Here is a 15,836-nt window from a genome sequence, read left to right on the forward strand (position 1 = left end):
AAAAAAATATACTTTACGCCTGCCTTGCTGACCATTGCCGCTCTTGTCGGTGCCTGCAGTTCGATGCCGAAAACTACCAGTTTGCTGGACCAGACCCGCGGCGACTATGTGGCAGCGCAAAACAACCCGAAAGTCGCCAGTTACGCGCCGCTGGAAATGAAGCAGGCCGGCGAGGCTCTGGAGCAGGCCAATGCAGCGGCCAGCCATGCCGGCAGCGCTGAAAAAATCGACAAGCTGGCCTATCTTGCCAGGCAAAAAATCGCGCTGACGCAGGAAGTCGTCAAGCAGAAATCGGCCGAGGCCGATATCGCCAGCGCCGGCAAGGAACGCGATCAAGTCCGCTTGGCGCAACGCACCAACGAAGCGGAGCAAGCCAAGATGAGCGCCGAGCAATCGAAACTGGAAGCGCAGGTAGCGCAGGGCGAGGCCCAGCAAGCGCAAGCGCGCGCGGCACAACTGGAAGCGCAATTGGCCGATCTGGCTGCAAAAAAGACCGAGCGCGGCATGGTCATCACCCTCGGCGACGTCTTGTTCGGTACCGACATGGCCCGCTTGAATCCGGATGGCATGCGCACCGCCCAAAAGCTGGCCGATGTCCTGCAGCAAAATCCGCAACGCACCGTGCTGGTTGAAGGCTTCACCGACAGCACCGGCGCTGCTGCGCATAACCAGCAATTGTCCGAGCGCCGCGCCGCCGCAGTGCGCAGCGCCTTGCAGGAACTGGGCGTGGCCGCTGAGCGGGTCGCTATCCGCGGTTATGGCGAGGCGTATCCGGTTGCCTCTAATAACACGGTGCAGAGCCGCCAGCTGAACCGGCGCGTCGAGATCGTCCTGTCGGATGCCGGCGGCAAGATCATCGCGCGCTAATCCGGGGCCGCAGCGCTTGCCGGCGTATGGCGCGGCAAGCCGTTTGGCTGGCCAGCCCCGAACGGGCGGTGGCCAGGATATCTAATTACTGATCTAGAGGAGTGCATCATGCTGGAATCGAATTTGAAGGTAATCAACAGTGACGTAAAGACACTGGTCAAGGATGCGCAGGCGTTGTTTCAGGCCGCCTCGGCATTGACGGGCGAAAAGGCCGAGGAAGCCCGCAACCGCGGCATGCGCCTGCTCGATACGGCGCTGGTCAAGGCGCAGGGCGTGCAAGCCAGCGCCGTCGCCGCCAGCCAGGAAATGGCGGCCTCGACAGAGGATTACGTGAAACTCAATCCATGGCGGGCGCTTGCCGTGGCCGCCGGCGTCGGATTGCTGGCGGGCGTGGTGCTGAACCGCAAGAAGTAGTAAGTTGCCATGATTCAGAGCGGTTGCCGGATTGAGTCCTGCAACCGCTTTGCGCATTTGCCGTGTCATGCGGCGTTCCGAATGGCAGAGAGCCTGTCAGGGCTGGACGACGGTTTTCCAGGGCCGTCCGGAACGGTCCTTGCGCTGCATGGCAGACGGTCAAATATCCCCGCATCGCATCATCCTGTCGGCCGCTGCCTTGGATGACGGCAGTCCGATAGCATTTTTCTTCGTACCCAAAACCCCAGCTATCTTTTCCCGCGCCCGCGTGTTTGTCGTGCAGCGGGCCTTCCCCCACTATTGTGAACCTGCGGAGCTGCAGCGCTTGCTCGGGTTATTTTTATACTGCAGTGCGTATTTTCTATCAGCCAATTAAAACCGGCGTGAACCAGCGATCAATTCAGCATACTCAAATATTTTTATCAATTCGTCCGGCGCCGGATCGTGCCTGGCGGCTAATTTCCATGCCATGTGAAATTATTTACTTTTATTTTCATGAAAATAATGAAATAATAATTCATGAAAATATATATGCTGTTTTTCATTTAAGGCAAAACATGTTCGAACGGGATCGGCAGCACGTCGCCAGCTACTACGCCACCACCTGCAGCGCGCCGTCGCGGCCGGCGCAGGCGGGTGACGTCGATACCGGGATATTGGTCATCGGCGCCGGATTCTCCGGCTTGCACACCGCGCTGCGGCTGGCGCTGGCCGGCCAGCGCGTGACCCTGATCGAATCCAGCCGGATCGGCTGGGCCGCTTCCGGGCGCAATGGCGGCATGGCGATACTGGGCTGGTCGTGCGACATGGAGCCGCTGGAGGCGGCGCTCGGGCATCAGGACGCCCGGCATTTGTGGGACCTGATGCGCTGGGCTGCCGCCGAGGTCAGGGCGCTGCCCGGGCGCCACGGCTTCGACTGCGACTACCGCGCCGGCCATCTGTGGACCGCCGTACTGCCGCGCCGCATCAAGCTGCTGCACGAATGGCAGCAAGATGCGGCGCAGAAGTGGGGCTACGACCGGCTGCAATTCATCGACCGGGCGGCGCTGCCGGACTGGGTCGGCAGCACGCGTTATCTGGCGGGCCTGCTGGACCCGGAAGGCGCGCATCTGAATCCGCTCAAGCTGGCGCTGGGACTGGCGGCGGCCGTCGAGCAGGCGGGCGGGCAGATTTTCGAGCAGACCCGGGCGCTGTCCTATCAGGAAGCCGGCGACCGGGTGCAGGTCACGACTGAACATGGCAGCATCCGTTGCGATGCGCTGGTTCTGGCATGCAATGCCTACATCGACCGGCTCGATCCGGCCCTGAGCCGCCGCATCCTGCCGGTCGGCACCTTTGTGGTGGCGACCGAGGCGCTGGAACCGGAGCGGGCCAGAGCGCTGCTGCCGGCCAATGCCTGCGTCACCGACAACCAGTTCGTGCTGGATTACTTCCGCCTGACGCCGGATCATCGGCTGCTGTTCGGCGGCGGCTGCACCTATCTGGGCGGGATGCCGCGCGATATCGGCGCCGCCATCCGGCCGCGCCTGGAGCGTGTCTTTCCGGCGCTCAGGGGCGTGCGGCTGGAATACGGCTGGGGCGGCCACATCGATGTCAGCATGAACCGTGCGCCTGCCATCGGCAGCCGCGGCAATGTGCACTGGATGCTGGGCTATTCCGGCCACGGCGTGCTGCCGACCTGCGCCGCGGCGCGCGCGGTGGCAGATGCGATCGGCGGCCAGCGCCACAGCCTGGACATCTTCAAACGACTGCAGCACCGGGCTTTTCCCGGTGGTGCATGGCTGGCGCCATCGCTGGAAGCGGCCGGCAAATTCTGGTACCGCCTGCGCGATGCCATTTAATTGAATTATCAAGGATAAACATGAACCATCCGAATCCGGACAGCGCGACACTGGGCGCACTGATCCGCGACCTGCGCAAGCGCAAGGGCTTTACCCTGCAGGAACTGGCCGGGCGCATCGGGCGCTCGGTCGGCTTCATGTCGCAGATCGAGCGCGGCCTGTCGCAGCCGACGGTCGAAGACCTGAACGTGATCGAGAAGACGCTCGGCGTGCCGACCACCTACTTCTTCCCGAAGGCCGAGGCCAGCGCCTGCGCCTGGGTGACGCGGCCGTCCGAACGCCGCACCCTCAGCTATGCGCGCGGCGTGATCGACCATCTGGTGTCGCCCGATCTGTCGAACCGCTTCTGCATGCTGGAAACGGTGATGGAGCCCGGCTCCGACACCGGCGAGCGCCACATCATGGATAGCTCGGAACAGGCCGGTTATGTGCTGGAAGGCCAGCTCACCATGCTGGTGGACGGCGAGCAGCGCACGCTGGAACCCGGCGACGCGTTTCACTTCCGCAGTGGCACGCCTTGCCGTTACAGCAACCTGGGGACGGTCCGGACCAAGGTGCTGTGGATATTTAGTTAAACCCGAAAACCAGAACCATTACTACCCCAACCTGAAAGAGAGACTGATGAATACACGCACCACGGCCGACGACAGCTTGCTGCAGGAAGTACGGACATTTCGCCAGCAGCATCCGGATATCCAAAATGTGGATTTACTCGGTTTCGATCTGGCCGGACGTTTTCACGGTAAGCGCTATCCGATCGATCAGATTGAAAAAATTGCGGCCGGCGGCATGCTGAAGTACCCGCAAAACATGTTGCTGCTCGGCACCCAGGGGCGGGTCTACCGGATCGATGACTATGCGTTTGCAGATGGCGATCCGGATACGCCGCGCCGCCTGGTGCCCGGCAGCCTGGTGCGGGTCGGCTGGCAGCGCGAACCGCTGGCGCAGATGCTGATGACCTCCGGCGACACTGCCGCGCCGGTCTGCTTCGAGCCGCGCGAAGTGCTGGCGCAGGTGCTGCAACGCCTGCGCCGCAAGGGCATGCAGCCGACGGTGGCCTTCGAACTGGAGTTCTATCTGGTCGACCGTCAGCGCCAGGACGGCTTGCCGCAAGCGCCGCGCGACCCGCTCACCGGGCTGCAGGACCAGACCGCGTTTGACATCGACAGCCTGTATCGCTTCAGCGAGGTATTGCAGGACATCGTGCGTTGCGCGCAGCTGCAGGGCATCGACACCACCACCATGCTGTCGGAGGACGGACCGTCGCAGTTCGAGATTAACTTCAACCACTCCAGCGATCCGCTGCGCGCGGCCGATCATTCGGCGATGTTCTGCCGCATCGTGCGCGGGGTGGCGCAACAGCACGGCTGCGAAGCCAGTTTCATGGCCAAACCCTATCTGCAGCATGCCGGCAGCGGTATGCACCTGCACGTCAGCCTGTATGGCGAGGATGGCGAAAACCTGCTGAGCCGGCACGAAGGCGCGGCTTTGCGGCACGCGGTGGCCGGCTGCCTGGCCTGGATACCGCACACGATGCCGATTCATGCGCCCAACCACAACGCATTCCGGCGCTATACCAGCGGCACCGTGAATGCCGCCTCGCGCGCCAGCTGGGGCCTGGAAAACCGCGATGCCTGCCTGCGCATCCCGCAGTCGGAACCCAAGGACCTGCGCATCGAGCACCGCCTGTCCGGCGCCAATGCCAATCCGTATCTGGTGCTGGCGGCCGTGCTGTCGGCGATCGAATACGGCCTCGAACAGGGCCGGGAGCCGATTCCGTCCCTGAACGAAGAGCGCAGCAGCGGTGTCGAGTTTCCGACCGACATGCTGGAAGCGGTGCGCCGGATGGCCGGCGCCGATTTCGTGCAGGCCGCGCTGGGCGCTGAGTTCGTCAACGTGTTCTGCCAGAACAAGCGGCAGGATCAACTGGCATTCATGGACGTGATCACGCCGCGCGAATGCCAGTGGTTTTTATGAGCATTTAGTCTTGAATCCGGGCCAGGCTGCCTGTCAATGCAGGTAGAACATGCCCTTGGCCAGCAGCACGATGCCGACCATGTGGCAGAACACGCTGATGTGAATGAAGCGGGAGCGGCCGGAGCGCAGCAGGCCGCGCCGCAGCCAGACCATGGCGGTAACGAAATGCCCGAACACGCTGAGCGCGAGCAGAATCTTCAGTGTCAGCAGGACGCCGAAACTGCTGGCAAAAGGGTGGGCCAGCGCTGCCCGGTGCTGCCAGGCCATGCCGATGCCGGCGCCGTACAGCGCCATCAGCACCCACGGCATGATGCTGCGCGCGCGCGTGCCGATGGCGCGCTCGGTCTGGCGCATCACGTCGGTCGGCAAGTGCTTGCGCACGCCTTCCAGGATCAGCACTTCGAAAAACACGGTGCCGACGAACATCAAGGCACCGAACAGATGCAGGGTCAGAAGTATCGGATAGCTCATATTGTCGCTTGTGGGTGCAAAGGATCAGTCATGGTGCAGTTCTGCCGGCAATTGATCCGCATTGCGGCTCATTTGATAGCCGTACCACAGGCTTTGCGCGATGCGCTGCGCCGCGCTGTCGGCTTGCTCGCGCATCGCTTGGTTGTCGAGCGCCTGGGTGGTCTCATGGAACAGCGACAGCCAGCGCCGGAACAGTTCTGCATTCAAGCCGGGCAGGGCGGTGTGCTTCGGCATCGGCGTGCCGGAGAAGCGTCCGGTGCCGCGCAGGATCGACGACCAGAAATCCACCAGCTTGGCCAAGTGATGATCCCAGTCCGAGATGTGGCCGTTAAAGATCGGCCCCAGCACTTCGTCAAGACGCACTCTGTCATAGAAGTCGTGCACCATCCGCGAAATTTCTTGTTCCGTGCATAGTTCGGGTGTGGCCATGAAATTCCTTTGTAATGTTGTGGCGTTCGGGGATTGAACGACGTGCAGCTATAAGATATATATGCAATATAGCTTATAACTGCCCGCTGCGTCTGCGCGCCATGAAAATGGCGCGACCGTTTGGCTGGAGTTATTTTTGTGGATCCTTCCGGATCATCGCTTCATGGATTTACGGCGAACGGCAGTTCTCCCTGGGATGGCATGTCAATCGCCTGCAGCCCATGTTTTGACGACAGCGCACTGGCCCGCACGCCCAGCAATCGCAGCTTTTGCTGCAGCGGTATGCGGCGCAGGCATTCTCCCGCTGCGCGGCGAATAATTGCAGGATCGGCGGTGGCTGCCGGCAGCGTAACGTCGCGCGTTACGGTATGAAAATCGTCAAACCGCAACTTGATGCCGATGGTGCGCCCGAGGTAACCCTTGCGTTGCAGGTCTTCCGCCACGCGGGTGCAGAGCGATGTGAAGATTTCCGACAGGGCGGCGCGGTCGTTGCGGGCGTGCAGGTCGCGCTCGAAGGTGGTTTCGCGGCTGATCGATTTCGGTTCGGAATGGGTGATGACCTGGCTTTCGTCGACGCCGTGAGCGGCATCCAGCAGCCAGCAGCCATAACTGCGGCCGAAATGCATTTGCAGGAAGGCGGGTTCGGCCTGCGCCAGTTCGGCGATGGTGGCGATCCCGAGCGCTGCCAATTTTTCAGTCGCTTTGGGGCCGATGCCATTGATTTTCCGCACCGGCAGCGGCCAGATCCGGTGCGGAATATCTGCCCGGTCGAGAATGGTGAGGCCGTCCGGCTTTTCAAGGTCAGAGCAGATTTTCGACAGCAGCTTGTTGGGTGTTACGCCAATCGAACAGGAGAGTCCGGTGGCATTGCGCACCGCTTGCTTGATGCGCTGCGCCAGTGCCAGCGTATCGCCCGGGAGCGCGCTCAGGTCAATGTAGATTTCGTCGATGCCGCGATCTTCGATGTGCGGTGCAATGCCGGCCACGGCGGCTTTGAACAGGCGCGAATAATGGCGATAGGCATCGAAGTTGACTGGTAGCAAGATGGCATCCGGCGCCAGCTGCGCGGCTTTCATGACGCCCATGCCGGAGAACACGCCCAGAGCCCGTGCTTCGTAGGTGGAGGTCGTGATGACGCCGCGGCCGGTGTAGTCGCGCAGACGTGCGAAACGCCGGCTGCCGTCTGGCCCGATCGTCGGCTGCTGGTCGCTGCGCCCGCCGATGACGAGCGGGCGGCCGTGCAATTCCGGGTAGCGCAGCAGTTCGACCGATGCGTAGAAGGCATCCATGTCCAGGTGGGCAATACGGCGAGGCAGGGCGGTCATTATGGTTTGTCAATCTAAGGCAAGGCGCGGCGCAAGTAAACGGTACAATATTATACTGTTTATATATACAGTAGTTGTGGTAGAGTGTGTTTTGTTATCGTTGTTTTCATAAAGGAACGACTATCATGGCGAGCTTTCATCCGATCGGAATTCATTCAGGTTCAGAATATGCTCCTGCGTCATTTTTGCTCCGCTTGGGCAGACGTGAAATCTCCGTTTACCGCGACCTCCGCAAGCGCTATTACACGGTCAATCCTGTTTTGGATTGCAGCACCGGAAGCGAATGCGGATACGTTGAAATAGTGCTGCTGCGCAGATGGTTGATCATTCTATCCAAAGCGCGGCAGGGTTAGTGTCGCTTATGCGATGCCTGCTCCGGCCGCGCCCAACCGGCAGGGCAGCGACTGGCGTCAGGCTGCATGACACGGCTGACCGGCACTCGAGAGGAGTCAAACCGATATGAAACCTCGCATTACCGTCATCACGATAGGCGTCGATGATCTGGGGAAATCGCTGGCGTTTTACCGCGATGGCCTCGGTCTGCCGACGCCGGGCATTATCGGCACGGAGTTTGAGAACGGTGCCGTGGCGTTTTTCGATCTGCAGGCCGGCTTGAAACTTGCCGTCTGGCCACGCGCAAGTATCTCGCACGATACCGGTATTTCCGTTGGGCTGCCAAGCCGTACCGAGTTCACTCTCGGGCACAACGTAGCGTCAAAAGAAGAAGTTGACGTGGTAATGGAGCAAGCCCGAAAAGCGGGTGCGGCTATCGTAAAGCCGGCGCAAGATACATTCTGGGGCGGCTACGCCGGATACTTCGAAGACCCGGACCGGCATTTGTGGGAAGTCGTATGGAACCCGTTTTTTGAAATTCAGGAATAAGGCAGAACGGTTCCAGCCCATCTTTCAAGCCGGGAATAACCTGATAAACCCTTGGGAGCCTGCCGGGCTTGGCGCAGAATTTGAAAGCAAGAGCCGGAGTGCGGCGCACAGCCGTCGTTGCTAGACTTGTTTTCAACCGGTAGATGGTTGAAAGGAATACGCGATGAACTTATCAGCGGAAAATGCGCAGCGCGCGGCCAACATTCTCGGCGATCCGCGCTGGGCTGCAGTTGCCGCGCGCAAGCCCGAGGCCGACGGCACGTTCTATTACTCGGTCAAGAGCACCGGCGTGTATTGCCGCCCGTCCTGTGCGGCCCGGCTGGCGCGGCCGGAGAACGTGCAATTCCATGCCAGTTGCGAGGACGCCGAGCAGGCTGGGTTCCGGCCCTGCAAGCGCTGCAAGCCGGACCGGCCTTCGCTGCTGGAGCAACATGCGGCCAAGGTCACCGAAGCCTGCCGGATCATCGAAGCATCGGAGAGCGTGCCGGGACTGCAGGAACTGGCGCAGCGCGTCGGCGTCAGCGCCTATCATTTTCACCGCCTGTTCAAGCAGGCCACCGGATTGACGCCGAGGGCATATGCAGCGGCGCGGCGCGAGCAGCGGATGCGCACCGCGCTTGAGCGCAGCGACACGCGCGCCGGTACCATCACCGCAGCCATTTTCGACGCCGGCTACAACGCCAACTCGCGTTTTTATGAAAAATCGGATGCGGTGCTGGGGATGACGCCGACCAGCTACCGGGCCGGCGGCGCCAACACTGAAATCCGTTTTGCGGTTGGCGAATGTTCGCTCGGTGCGATTCTGGTGGCCCAAAGCGAACGCGGCGTTTGCGCGATTCTGATGGGCGACGACCCCGATGCGCTGGCGCGCGATCTGCAAGATCGCTTTCCCCGCGCCAGGCTGATCGGCGGCGACAGCGCATTCGAGCAACTGGTGGCCACGGTGGTCGGCTTTGTCGAAGCGCCGGAAATCGGTTTGGACTTGCCGCTGGATATCCGCGGCACCGTATTCCAGCAGCGGGTCTGGCAAGCGTTGCGCGAGATTCCGGCCGGGCAGACCGTCAGCTATACCGAGATCGCGCAGCGTATCGGCGCGCCGAAAGCGGTGCGGGCGGTGGCCGGCGCGTGCGCCGCCAACGCGCTGGCGGTGGCGATCCCGTGCCACCGGGTGGTGCGCAACGATGGCGGCCTGTCCGGCTACCGCTGGGGCGTCGAACGCAAGCGTGCGCTGCTGGACAATGAAGCGCGCGCCTTGCTGGAAAAGGAGGGGGCGGATAACAAGCCTCGGCTGAAGATCTGATGCATTGTCCGCGAAAGACATGCAAGGCGCGAACTGAATTCAGACCCCAGCGAGTTTCATTAAAATAGGGAGTATGGTAATTTTCATGCTATTTTCCATATATTTTTATTGCGATGGTGAAATATACTATGCTTACTACTAATTTGCGTTGCGCCCTCCGCACAGCGTGAGAACCTGCTCCTGCGCAGCCGATCGGCGGCTTTTTTCGTGCCTTTCGCGGACATGGTTTGCAGCATGATGAATATTCGGCATCGAACGCGCACATCAATGACGATGAATCTATTCGAAGGCATCGAGCAGGACCGAACCTGGCGCGAGGAATTGTGTCCGGGGGCGTTGGTGCTGCGCGGCTTCGCGCTGGAAAATCTGGCGCATATCCTGACGGCCTTGTCCGCAATCACGGCCCAGGCGCCGTTTCGCCAGATGCTCACGCCAGGGGGCTTTCGGATGTCGGTCGCGATGACCAACTGCGGTGCCTGCGGCTGGCTGTCCGATCGTACCGGCTACCGCTATGCCGGGCTGGACAGCGAGACTGGCCAGCCCTGGCCCCGCATGCCGGAAGTGTTTCTGGCATTGGCGCAGGAGGCCGCGGCAAGCGCCGGCTTCCAGAATTTCGTGCCGGACGCGTGCCTGATCAACCGCTACCAGCCGGGCGCGCGGCTGTCGCTGCATCAGGACAAGAACGAGCGCGATTTTGACCAGCCGATCGTTTCGGTGTCGCTCGGCATGCCGGCGGTGTTTCTGTTCGGCGGTGTGCGGCGCGAAGACAAGCCGACCCGAGTGCCTTTGACGCATGGCGATGTGGCGGTGTGGGGCGGCCCGGCGCGGTTGCGCTATCACGGCGTGATGCCGCTGAAAGAGGGTTGCCACCCGCTGCTGGGCGGGCAGCGCATCAACCTGACATTCCGCAAGGCAGCCTGATTCCGGTCGAGCGCTAGTGTCCTGAGTTGTTAGTTCGTTGAAGAATTAAATATGTCGAAATCGGCACGAGACAAGGAACAAAGCACAGCAAGGCTGGAGCCTTGCGCGCATTTGTGACACCGTATCGGGGTGATTCTCGTCATATTTATTCAACGAATTAGTAATTCAGGACACTAGATATGCAGCGCATGTCCGAGCGCGCGCAGCGCCGTTTCCTGTACCGCTTCGCCGAGTGTCGGATGGGCGTGGATGGTGCCGGCTACGTCCTCCAGTACCGCGCCCATCTCGATCGAATGACTGAACGCGGCGCTGAGTTCGGATACGCTGCTTCCCACCGCCTGCCAGCCGACGATCAAATGGTTGTCGCGGCGTGCCACCACGCGCACAAAACCGGCGGTCGATTCGATGGTCATCGCGCGGCCGTTGGCGGCGAACGGAAATATTGCGTCGATGCAGTCCAGCCCCGCGTCCAGCGCGCCTTGCGGCGTGTAGCCGGCGACCACCACTTCGGGATCGGTGAAGCACACGGCAGGCATCGCACGCGGCGCGAAATGGCGGCGTTTGCCGGCGATGATCTCGGCCACCATCTCGCCCTGCGCCATCGCGCGGTGCGCCAGCATCGGCTCGCCGGTCAGGTCGCCGATGGCCCAGACGTCGCGCATCGAGGTACGGCATTGGTCGTCGATTTTCACGGCGCGGCCCGTCATGTCGAGCATCAGGCTTTCCAGGTCCCAGCCTTGCGTGCGGGGATGGCGGCCGACCGCGACCAGCACCTGGTCGGCTGCCAGTTCGGATTCCTCGCCTTCGCTGTTGCGCACCCGCACTGCGTCGCCGCTTGCATTCAGCCCCTGTACTGTGCAGCCCAGATGGAATTGCACTCCCAGGCGCTGCAATGCGGCGGCTACCGGCTTGCCCAGGTCTGCGTCGTAGGCAGGCAGAATGCGATCAAGCGCCTCGACTACGCTCACCTCGGCCCCCAGCTTGCGATACGCGGTGCCCAGTTCCAGTCCGATATAGCCGGCGCCGACCACCACCAGGCGGCGCGGCAACGATGCCGGCGACAGCGCTTCGGTGGAGCTGATCACGGGCCCGCCGAACGGCATGTTCGGCAGCGCCACCGCCTGCGAGCCGGTTGCCAGCAACAAATGCTGGCAACCGATGCGCAGCGGCGCAGGCCCGGCGCTCGCCACATCTTCTGCACTCTGCCGCACCTCGACCGTCTTGCCGTCGATAATGCGGGCCCAGCCCTTGATTACCTGCACGCCGTTTTTCTTGAGCAGCGTGGCCACGCCAGAAGTCAGCTTGTGGACGATGCCATCCTTCCAGCGCACCGTTTGCGGTAGATCGATGCGGGGCGATTGCACGCGGATGCCGAGCGCCGAATCGCCTGCATACTGGCATGCCTTTTCGAATGCATCGGCGGCGTGGATCAGCGCCTTGGACGGGATGCAGCCGATGTTCAGGCAGGTTCCGCCCAGCTGCTCGCCTTCGATTAGCGTGGTGGCAATGCCCAGTTGCGCAGCGCGGATCGCGGCGACATAGCCGCCGGGGCCGCCGCCGATGATCAGCAAGGTGGTCGATTGTGCGTTCATTATTTACTCCATGAACAGCGTGGCCGGGCATTCCAGGTAGCCGCGCAGCGCCTGTATGAATTCGGCCGCGTGCATGCCGTCGACCACCCGGTGATCGAACGACGACGACAAGTTCATCATCTGGCGCGGCACCACAGTGCCGGCGCGGATCATTGGCCGCAAGACCATTCGGTTGACCCCGACTATCGCCACTTCGGGATGATTGATTACCGGCGTGGAGACAATCCCGCCCAAGGCTCCCAGGCTGGTAACTGTGATGGTCGAACCCGAAAGCTCCTCGCGCGTGGCCTTGCCGCTGCGCGCGGCTTCGGCCAGTCGCGTCACTTCGGCCGCGCTCGACCACAGATCGTGCGCTTCCGCATGGCGCAGCACCGGCACTACCAGGCCGGCGCCGGTCTGGGTGGCAATACCGATGTGGACCGCGCCGAAGCGCGTAACGATGCCGGCATCGTCGTCGAAGCGTGCATTGATTTGCGGAAACTCGCGTACCGCCAGCACCATCGCCCGCATCAAAAACGGCAGCACCGTCAGGCGCACCCGTTCGCTGCCCCAACGCTCGTTGAGGCGCGTGCGCAACGCTTCCAGCTCGGTCATGTCGACTTCTTCGACATAGGTAAAGTGCGGAATGCGGCGCTTGGACTCCTGCATCTTCTGCGCGATTTTGCGGCGCAGTCCGATCACAGGCAGCGCTTCCTCGTCATCCCGCTGCTGGTAGCGCATCGCGTTATTTCCGATGGCGTACGGGCCTGCGCCGCGGGCGGCATAGGCATCCAGGTCTTGTTGCAGGATACGGCCGGCCGCGCCGCTGCCCGGCACGTATTGCAGTTCAATGCCCATGTCCCAGGCGCGCCGACGCAGCGCCGGCGAGGCGATCGGTTTTTCGCCGGCTGGCCGTGCTGCAGGGACCGCGCGTGCTGTTGCGGTACCGACCGGTGCCGGCGCGCGCGCGGGCTCGGCCGGGGCGGTCGGGGCGGCTGCGGCCGGCGGCGCGGCCGGTCTGGCCGGGATCGTCGCATTGCTGGCGTCGGCATTGCCTGTGCCGGCGACTTCAATGCGGATCAGTTCAGACCCTACCGCCATCACCTCTCCCGCTTTGCCGCCCAGCGCCAGCACCGTGCCGGCCACCGGCGACGGAATCTCGATGGTGGCCTTGTCGGTCATCACATCGGCCAGAATTTGATCCTCAGTAACCGTGTCGCCCGGCTGCACGCGCCACAGCACCAGTTCGACCTCTGCAATGCCTTCGCCGATGTCCGGCATCTTGATTACATGAATCCCCATCTCATGCCTCCATCGTGCGTTTGAACGCTGCCGCCACCCGGGCCGGGCCGGGGAAGTAGGCCCACTCCTGCGCATGCGGGTAAGGCGTATCCCAGCCGGTGACGCGTTCGATCGGCGCTTCGAGGTGATAAAAGCAGTGTTCCTGCACCAGTGCCGTCAGTTCGGCTCCAAAGCCGCCGGTGCGCGTCGCTTCATGCACGATCACGCAGCGGCCGGTCTTTTTGACCGAGGCAACAATGGTTGGCAAATCCAGTGGCCACAGGCTGCGCAAATCGATGATTTCGGCATCGATCCCGCTTTCCTGCGCTGCAGCTTCCGAGACGAAAACCATGGTGCCGTAGGTGATCACGGTCAGATCGGTGCCAGCGCGAAACACCGATGCCGATTCCAGCGGCAGCGTGTAATAACCGTCGGGCACCTCGCCCAGCGGGTGCTGGGACCACGGCACCACCGGTTTTTCATGATGACCATCGAATGGCCCGTTGTACAAGCGCTTGGGTTCGAGAAAGATGACCGGATCGTCGTTTTCGATCGCGGCGATCAGCAAACCCTTGGCGTCGTACGGATTGGATGGCATCACGGTGCGCAGCCCGCAGACCTGGATAAACATTGCCTCCGGGCTTTGACTATGGGTTTGGCCGCCGTAAATGCCGCCGCCGCAGGGCATCCGGATCGTGAGCGGCGCGGTAAACTCGCCGGCCGAGCGAAAACGCAGCCGGGCCGCTTCGGATACGATCTGATCGGAGGCCGGATAAAAGTAATCGGCAAACTGGATCTCGGCCACCGGCCGCAAGCCGTAGGCGCCCATGCCGACGGCAACGCCGACGATGCCGCCCTCGGAGATCGGCGTATCGAACACGCGCGAGGTGCCGTATTTTTTCTGCAGGCCATCGGTGCAGCGGAACACGCCGCCGAAATAACCGACATCCTGGCCGAATACGACTACATTGCTGTCGCGCTCCAGCATCACGTCCATTGCCGAACGCAGCGCCTGAATCATGGTCATGGAAGAGGTTGTCATGGTCATATTCCGAGTTGCTGGCGCTGCCGGCGCAAATGTTCCGGCATATCCTTGTAGACATCTTCAAACATCGCCGCTGCGCTGGAGATATGACCGTTGGCCAAGGTGCCGTATTGCTCGGCTTCCTTCTGAGCGGCCATCACTTGCGCTTCCAGCGCTTTTTGCGTGTCTTCATGCTCTTGCTCCGACCATGCGCCGATGCCGATCAGATGCTGCTTGAGGCGGGCGATCGGGTCGCCCAGCGGGAAGCGGGCCCAGTCGTCGGCCGGACGGTATTTGGACGGATCGTCGGAAGTCGAGTGCGGGCCGGCGCGATAGGTGACCCATTCGATCAGCGTCGGCCCCAGGTTGCCGCGCGCGCGTTCGCTGGCCCACTTCGAGGCCGCGTATACCGCCAGGAAGTCGTTGCCGTCCACCCGCAGCGAGGCGATGCCGCAGCCCACGCCGCGCGCCGCGAAAGTGGTGTTCTCGCCGCCGGCGATGGTCTGGAAGGTCGAGATCGCCCACTGGTTGTTGACCACATTCAGGATCACCGGCGCCCGGTACACATGGGCAAAGGTCAGCCCGGTATCGAAATCGGCTTCGGCGGTGGCGCCGTCGCCAATCCAGGCCGAGGCGATTTTGGTGTCGCCCTTGATGGCGGATGCCATGCCCCAGCCTACCGCCTGGAGGAATTGCGTCGCCAGGTTGCCGGAGATGGAGAAGAAGCCTGCCTTGCGCACCGAATACATTACCGGTAGCTGCCGCCCCTTGAGCGGGTCATGCTCATTCGACATCAGCTGGCAGATCAAGTCAACCAGCGGCACGTCGCGCGCCATCAGCAAGCTTTGCTGGCGATAGGTCGGAAAGCACATGTCGTCGATGTTGAGCGCCAGCGCCTGTGCGGTGCCGATCGCTTCTTCGCCCAGGCTCTGCATGTAAAAGGAGATTTTCTTTTGCCGCTGCGCTACCAGCATGCGGGCATCGAAGATGCGGGTTTTCATCATCGCCCGCAGCCCGGCGCGCACCGTTTCCAGTTCGATCTGCGGCGCCCACGGCCCGAGCGCATTGCCATCGTCGTCCAGTACCCGCACCAGCGCAAAGGCCAGATCGCTGGTTTCCGGCGGCGAGACATCGATCGGAGGGCGGCGCGCTGCGCCGGCGGGCGACACATGGAGGTAGGAAAAATCGGTCGCATGACCCGGGCGTCCGGTCGGCTCCGGCACATGCAGACGAAGAGGTTCGTTCTGATGCATTTGCATTACTCCTGACTGGCAGACTGCTGGATGGCGCCATATCACGATATTTCCGCGCGATGCGCAGCGTCGACTGCCACTAATACTTGATAAAAAATTCCATGAATTTCACAAAAGACATGGGGTAGTTGTCTATTTTTAATTGCATTTCTTAGCATATTTTATTTGTCGATATTTAAATTAATACTCAGGTTGGTAAGCGGCGTGCTAATCGCAATTGTCCGTAGCCCTCGATGCCCGGCTCTCAGAAGCGCTCGCCCATGATGTAGTGCTCCAGTTG

The 15,836-nt window shown here is 61.9% G+C and carries 16 protein-coding genes; 9 read left to right on the forward strand and 7 right to left on the reverse strand.

Annotation, left to right across the window (positions count from 1 at the left end):
- The 5 genes from HMCN_RS0113840 to HMCN_RS0113865 form a co-directional block, all read left to right on the forward strand.
- On the forward strand, window positions 1-867 hold an 867-nt coding region (locus HMCN_RS0113840), incomplete at its 5' end, for an OmpA family protein (RefSeq protein WP_025917946.1).
- Window positions 868-975: 108 nt separating this feature from the next.
- Window positions 976-1,281 (forward strand): YqjD family protein, encoded by a 306-nt coding sequence (locus tag HMCN_RS0113845; protein ID WP_025917947.1) that lies wholly within the window; start codon window positions 976-978, stop codon window positions 1,279-1,281.
- A 557-nt stretch (window positions 1,282-1,838) separates the two neighbouring features.
- Window positions 1,839-3,122: an FAD-binding oxidoreductase gene (locus tag HMCN_RS0113855; protein WP_025917949.1), complete on the forward strand. Its 1,284-nt coding sequence runs from the start codon at window positions 1,839-1,841 to the stop codon at window positions 3,120-3,122.
- Window positions 3,123-3,142: 20 nt separating this feature from the next.
- Entirely contained in the window at window positions 3,143-3,697 is a 555-nt protein-coding gene (locus HMCN_RS0113860; protein WP_025917950.1) for a helix-turn-helix domain-containing protein, read from the forward strand.
- 46 nt (window positions 3,698-3,743) lie between these two features.
- A complete protein-coding gene (locus HMCN_RS0113865; protein WP_025917951.1) occupies window positions 3,744-5,099 on the forward strand; it encodes a glutamine synthetase family protein in 1,356 nt (451 codons plus the stop codon).
- A 33-nt stretch (window positions 5,100-5,132) separates the two neighbouring features.
- Here the strand turns inward: HMCN_RS0113865 and HMCN_RS0113870 are convergent, their stop codons facing one another.
- The 3 genes from HMCN_RS0113870 to dinB all read right to left on the reverse strand — a co-directional run bounded on the left by HMCN_RS0113870 (window position 5,133) and on the right by dinB (window position 7,324).
- A complete protein-coding gene (locus tag HMCN_RS0113870) occupies window positions 5,133-5,570 on the reverse strand; it encodes a CopD family copper resistance protein (protein ID WP_025917952.1) in 438 nt (145 codons plus the stop codon).
- A gap of 24 nt (window positions 5,571-5,594) precedes the next feature.
- The gene (locus tag HMCN_RS0113875; protein ID WP_025917953.1) at window positions 5,595-5,999 is read right to left on the reverse strand and encodes a group III truncated hemoglobin; all 405 of its coding nucleotides are present in this window, start codon (window positions 5,997-5,999) and stop codon (window positions 5,595-5,597) included.
- Between the two features lie 161 nt (window positions 6,000-6,160).
- Window positions 6,161-7,324 (reverse strand): DNA polymerase IV, encoded by a 1,164-nt coding sequence (gene dinB, locus HMCN_RS0113880; protein ID WP_025917954.1) that lies wholly within the window; start codon window positions 7,322-7,324, stop codon window positions 6,161-6,163.
- A gap of 125 nt (window positions 7,325-7,449) precedes the next feature.
- Between dinB and HMCN_RS18820 the strand changes: the two genes are divergently transcribed.
- The 4 genes from HMCN_RS18820 (at window position 7,450) to alkB (ending at window position 10,427) form a co-directional block, all read left to right on the forward strand.
- Window positions 7,450-7,677: a hypothetical protein gene (locus tag HMCN_RS18820; RefSeq protein ID WP_081801522.1), complete on the forward strand. Its 228-nt coding sequence runs from the start codon at window positions 7,450-7,452 to the stop codon at window positions 7,675-7,677.
- A gap of 106 nt (window positions 7,678-7,783) precedes the next feature.
- Entirely contained in the window at window positions 7,784-8,206 is a 423-nt protein-coding gene (locus HMCN_RS0113890) for a VOC family protein (protein WP_025917955.1), read from the forward strand.
- Between the two features lie 163 nt (window positions 8,207-8,369).
- The gene (ada, locus tag HMCN_RS0113895) at window positions 8,370-9,506 is read left to right on the forward strand and encodes a bifunctional DNA-binding transcriptional regulator/O6-methylguanine-DNA methyltransferase Ada (protein ID WP_025917956.1); all 1,137 of its coding nucleotides are present in this window, start codon (window positions 8,370-8,372) and stop codon (window positions 9,504-9,506) included.
- 267 nt (window positions 9,507-9,773) lie between these two features.
- Entirely contained in the window at window positions 9,774-10,427 is a 654-nt protein-coding gene (gene alkB / locus HMCN_RS0113900; RefSeq protein WP_025917957.1) for a DNA oxidative demethylase AlkB, read from the forward strand.
- Window positions 10,428-10,600: 173 nt separating this feature from the next.
- On the opposite strand, the gene lpdA is transcribed toward alkB, so the two are convergent.
- From lpdA to HMCN_RS0113920, 4 genes are read right to left on the reverse strand one after another with little or no spacing between them, the layout of a single operon-like run.
- Window positions 10,601-12,019, reverse strand: a complete 1,419-nt coding sequence (gene lpdA / locus HMCN_RS0113905; RefSeq protein ID WP_035627220.1) for a dihydrolipoyl dehydrogenase — start codon at window positions 12,017-12,019, stop codon at window positions 10,601-10,603.
- A gap of 3 nt (window positions 12,020-12,022) precedes the next feature.
- Entirely contained in the window at window positions 12,023-13,300 is a 1,278-nt protein-coding gene (locus tag HMCN_RS0113910; RefSeq protein WP_025917959.1) for a dihydrolipoamide acetyltransferase family protein, read from the reverse strand.
- A gap of 1 nt (window position 13,301) precedes the next feature.
- Window positions 13,302-14,327: an alpha-ketoacid dehydrogenase subunit beta gene (locus HMCN_RS0113915; protein WP_035627221.1), complete on the reverse strand. Its 1,026-nt coding sequence runs from the start codon at window positions 14,325-14,327 to the stop codon at window positions 13,302-13,304.
- Entirely contained in the window at window positions 14,324-15,556 is a 1,233-nt protein-coding gene (locus HMCN_RS0113920; protein ID WP_025917961.1) for a 3-methyl-2-oxobutanoate dehydrogenase (2-methylpropanoyl-transferring) subunit alpha, read from the reverse strand. The genes HMCN_RS0113915 and HMCN_RS0113920 overlap by 4 nt, the downstream gene beginning before the upstream one ends.
- Between the last annotated feature and the right edge of the window lie 280 nt (window positions 15,557-15,836).

The sequence above is a fragment of the Herminiimonas sp. CN genome (genome assembly GCF_000622895.1).
Classification (GTDB): Bacteria; Pseudomonadota; Gammaproteobacteria; order Burkholderiales; family Burkholderiaceae_D; genus AVCC01.

Bases quoted from the DNA above. Each gene is read 5' to 3' on its own strand.
- HMCN_RS0113845 (WP_025917947.1), top strand. From the start codon at position 976: ATGCTGGAATCGAATTTGAAGGTAATCAACAGTGACGTAAAGACACTG.
- HMCN_RS0113855 (WP_025917949.1), top strand. From the start codon at position 1,839: ATGTTCGAACGGGATCGGCAGCACGTCGCCAGCTACTACGCCACCACC.
- HMCN_RS0113860 (WP_025917950.1), top strand. From the start codon at position 3,143: ATGAACCATCCGAATCCGGACAGCGCGACACTGGGCGCACTGATCCGC.
- HMCN_RS0113865 (WP_025917951.1), top strand. From the start codon at position 3,744: ATGAATACACGCACCACGGCCGACGACAGCTTGCTGCAGGAAGTACGG.
- HMCN_RS0113870 (WP_025917952.1), bottom strand. From the start codon at position 5,570: ATGAGCTATCCGATACTTCTGACCCTGCATCTGTTCGGTGCCTTGATG.
- HMCN_RS0113875 (WP_025917953.1), bottom strand. From the start codon at position 5,999: ATGGCCACACCCGAACTATGCACGGAACAAGAAATTTCGCGGATGGTG.
- dinB (WP_025917954.1), bottom strand. From the start codon at position 7,324: ATGACCGCCCTGCCTCGCCGTATTGCCCACCTGGACATGGATGCCTTC.
- HMCN_RS18820 (WP_081801522.1), top strand. From the start codon at position 7,450: ATGGCGAGCTTTCATCCGATCGGAATTCATTCAGGTTCAGAATATGCT.
- HMCN_RS0113890 (WP_025917955.1), top strand. From the start codon at position 7,784: ATGAAACCTCGCATTACCGTCATCACGATAGGCGTCGATGATCTGGGG.
- ada (WP_025917956.1), top strand. From the start codon at position 8,370: ATGAACTTATCAGCGGAAAATGCGCAGCGCGCGGCCAACATTCTCGGC.
- alkB (WP_025917957.1), top strand. From the start codon at position 9,774: ATGACGATGAATCTATTCGAAGGCATCGAGCAGGACCGAACCTGGCGC.
- lpdA (WP_035627220.1), bottom strand. From the start codon at position 12,019: ATGAACGCACAATCGACCACCTTGCTGATCATCGGCGGCGGCCCCGGC.
- HMCN_RS0113910 (WP_025917959.1), bottom strand. From the start codon at position 13,300: ATGGGGATTCATGTAATCAAGATGCCGGACATCGGCGAAGGCATTGCA.
- HMCN_RS0113915 (WP_035627221.1), bottom strand. From the start codon at position 14,327: ATGACCATGACAACCTCTTCCATGACCATGATTCAGGCGCTGCGTTCG.
- HMCN_RS0113920 (WP_025917961.1), bottom strand. From the start codon at position 15,556: ATGCATCAGAACGAACCTCTTCGTCTGCATGTGCCGGAGCCGACCGGA.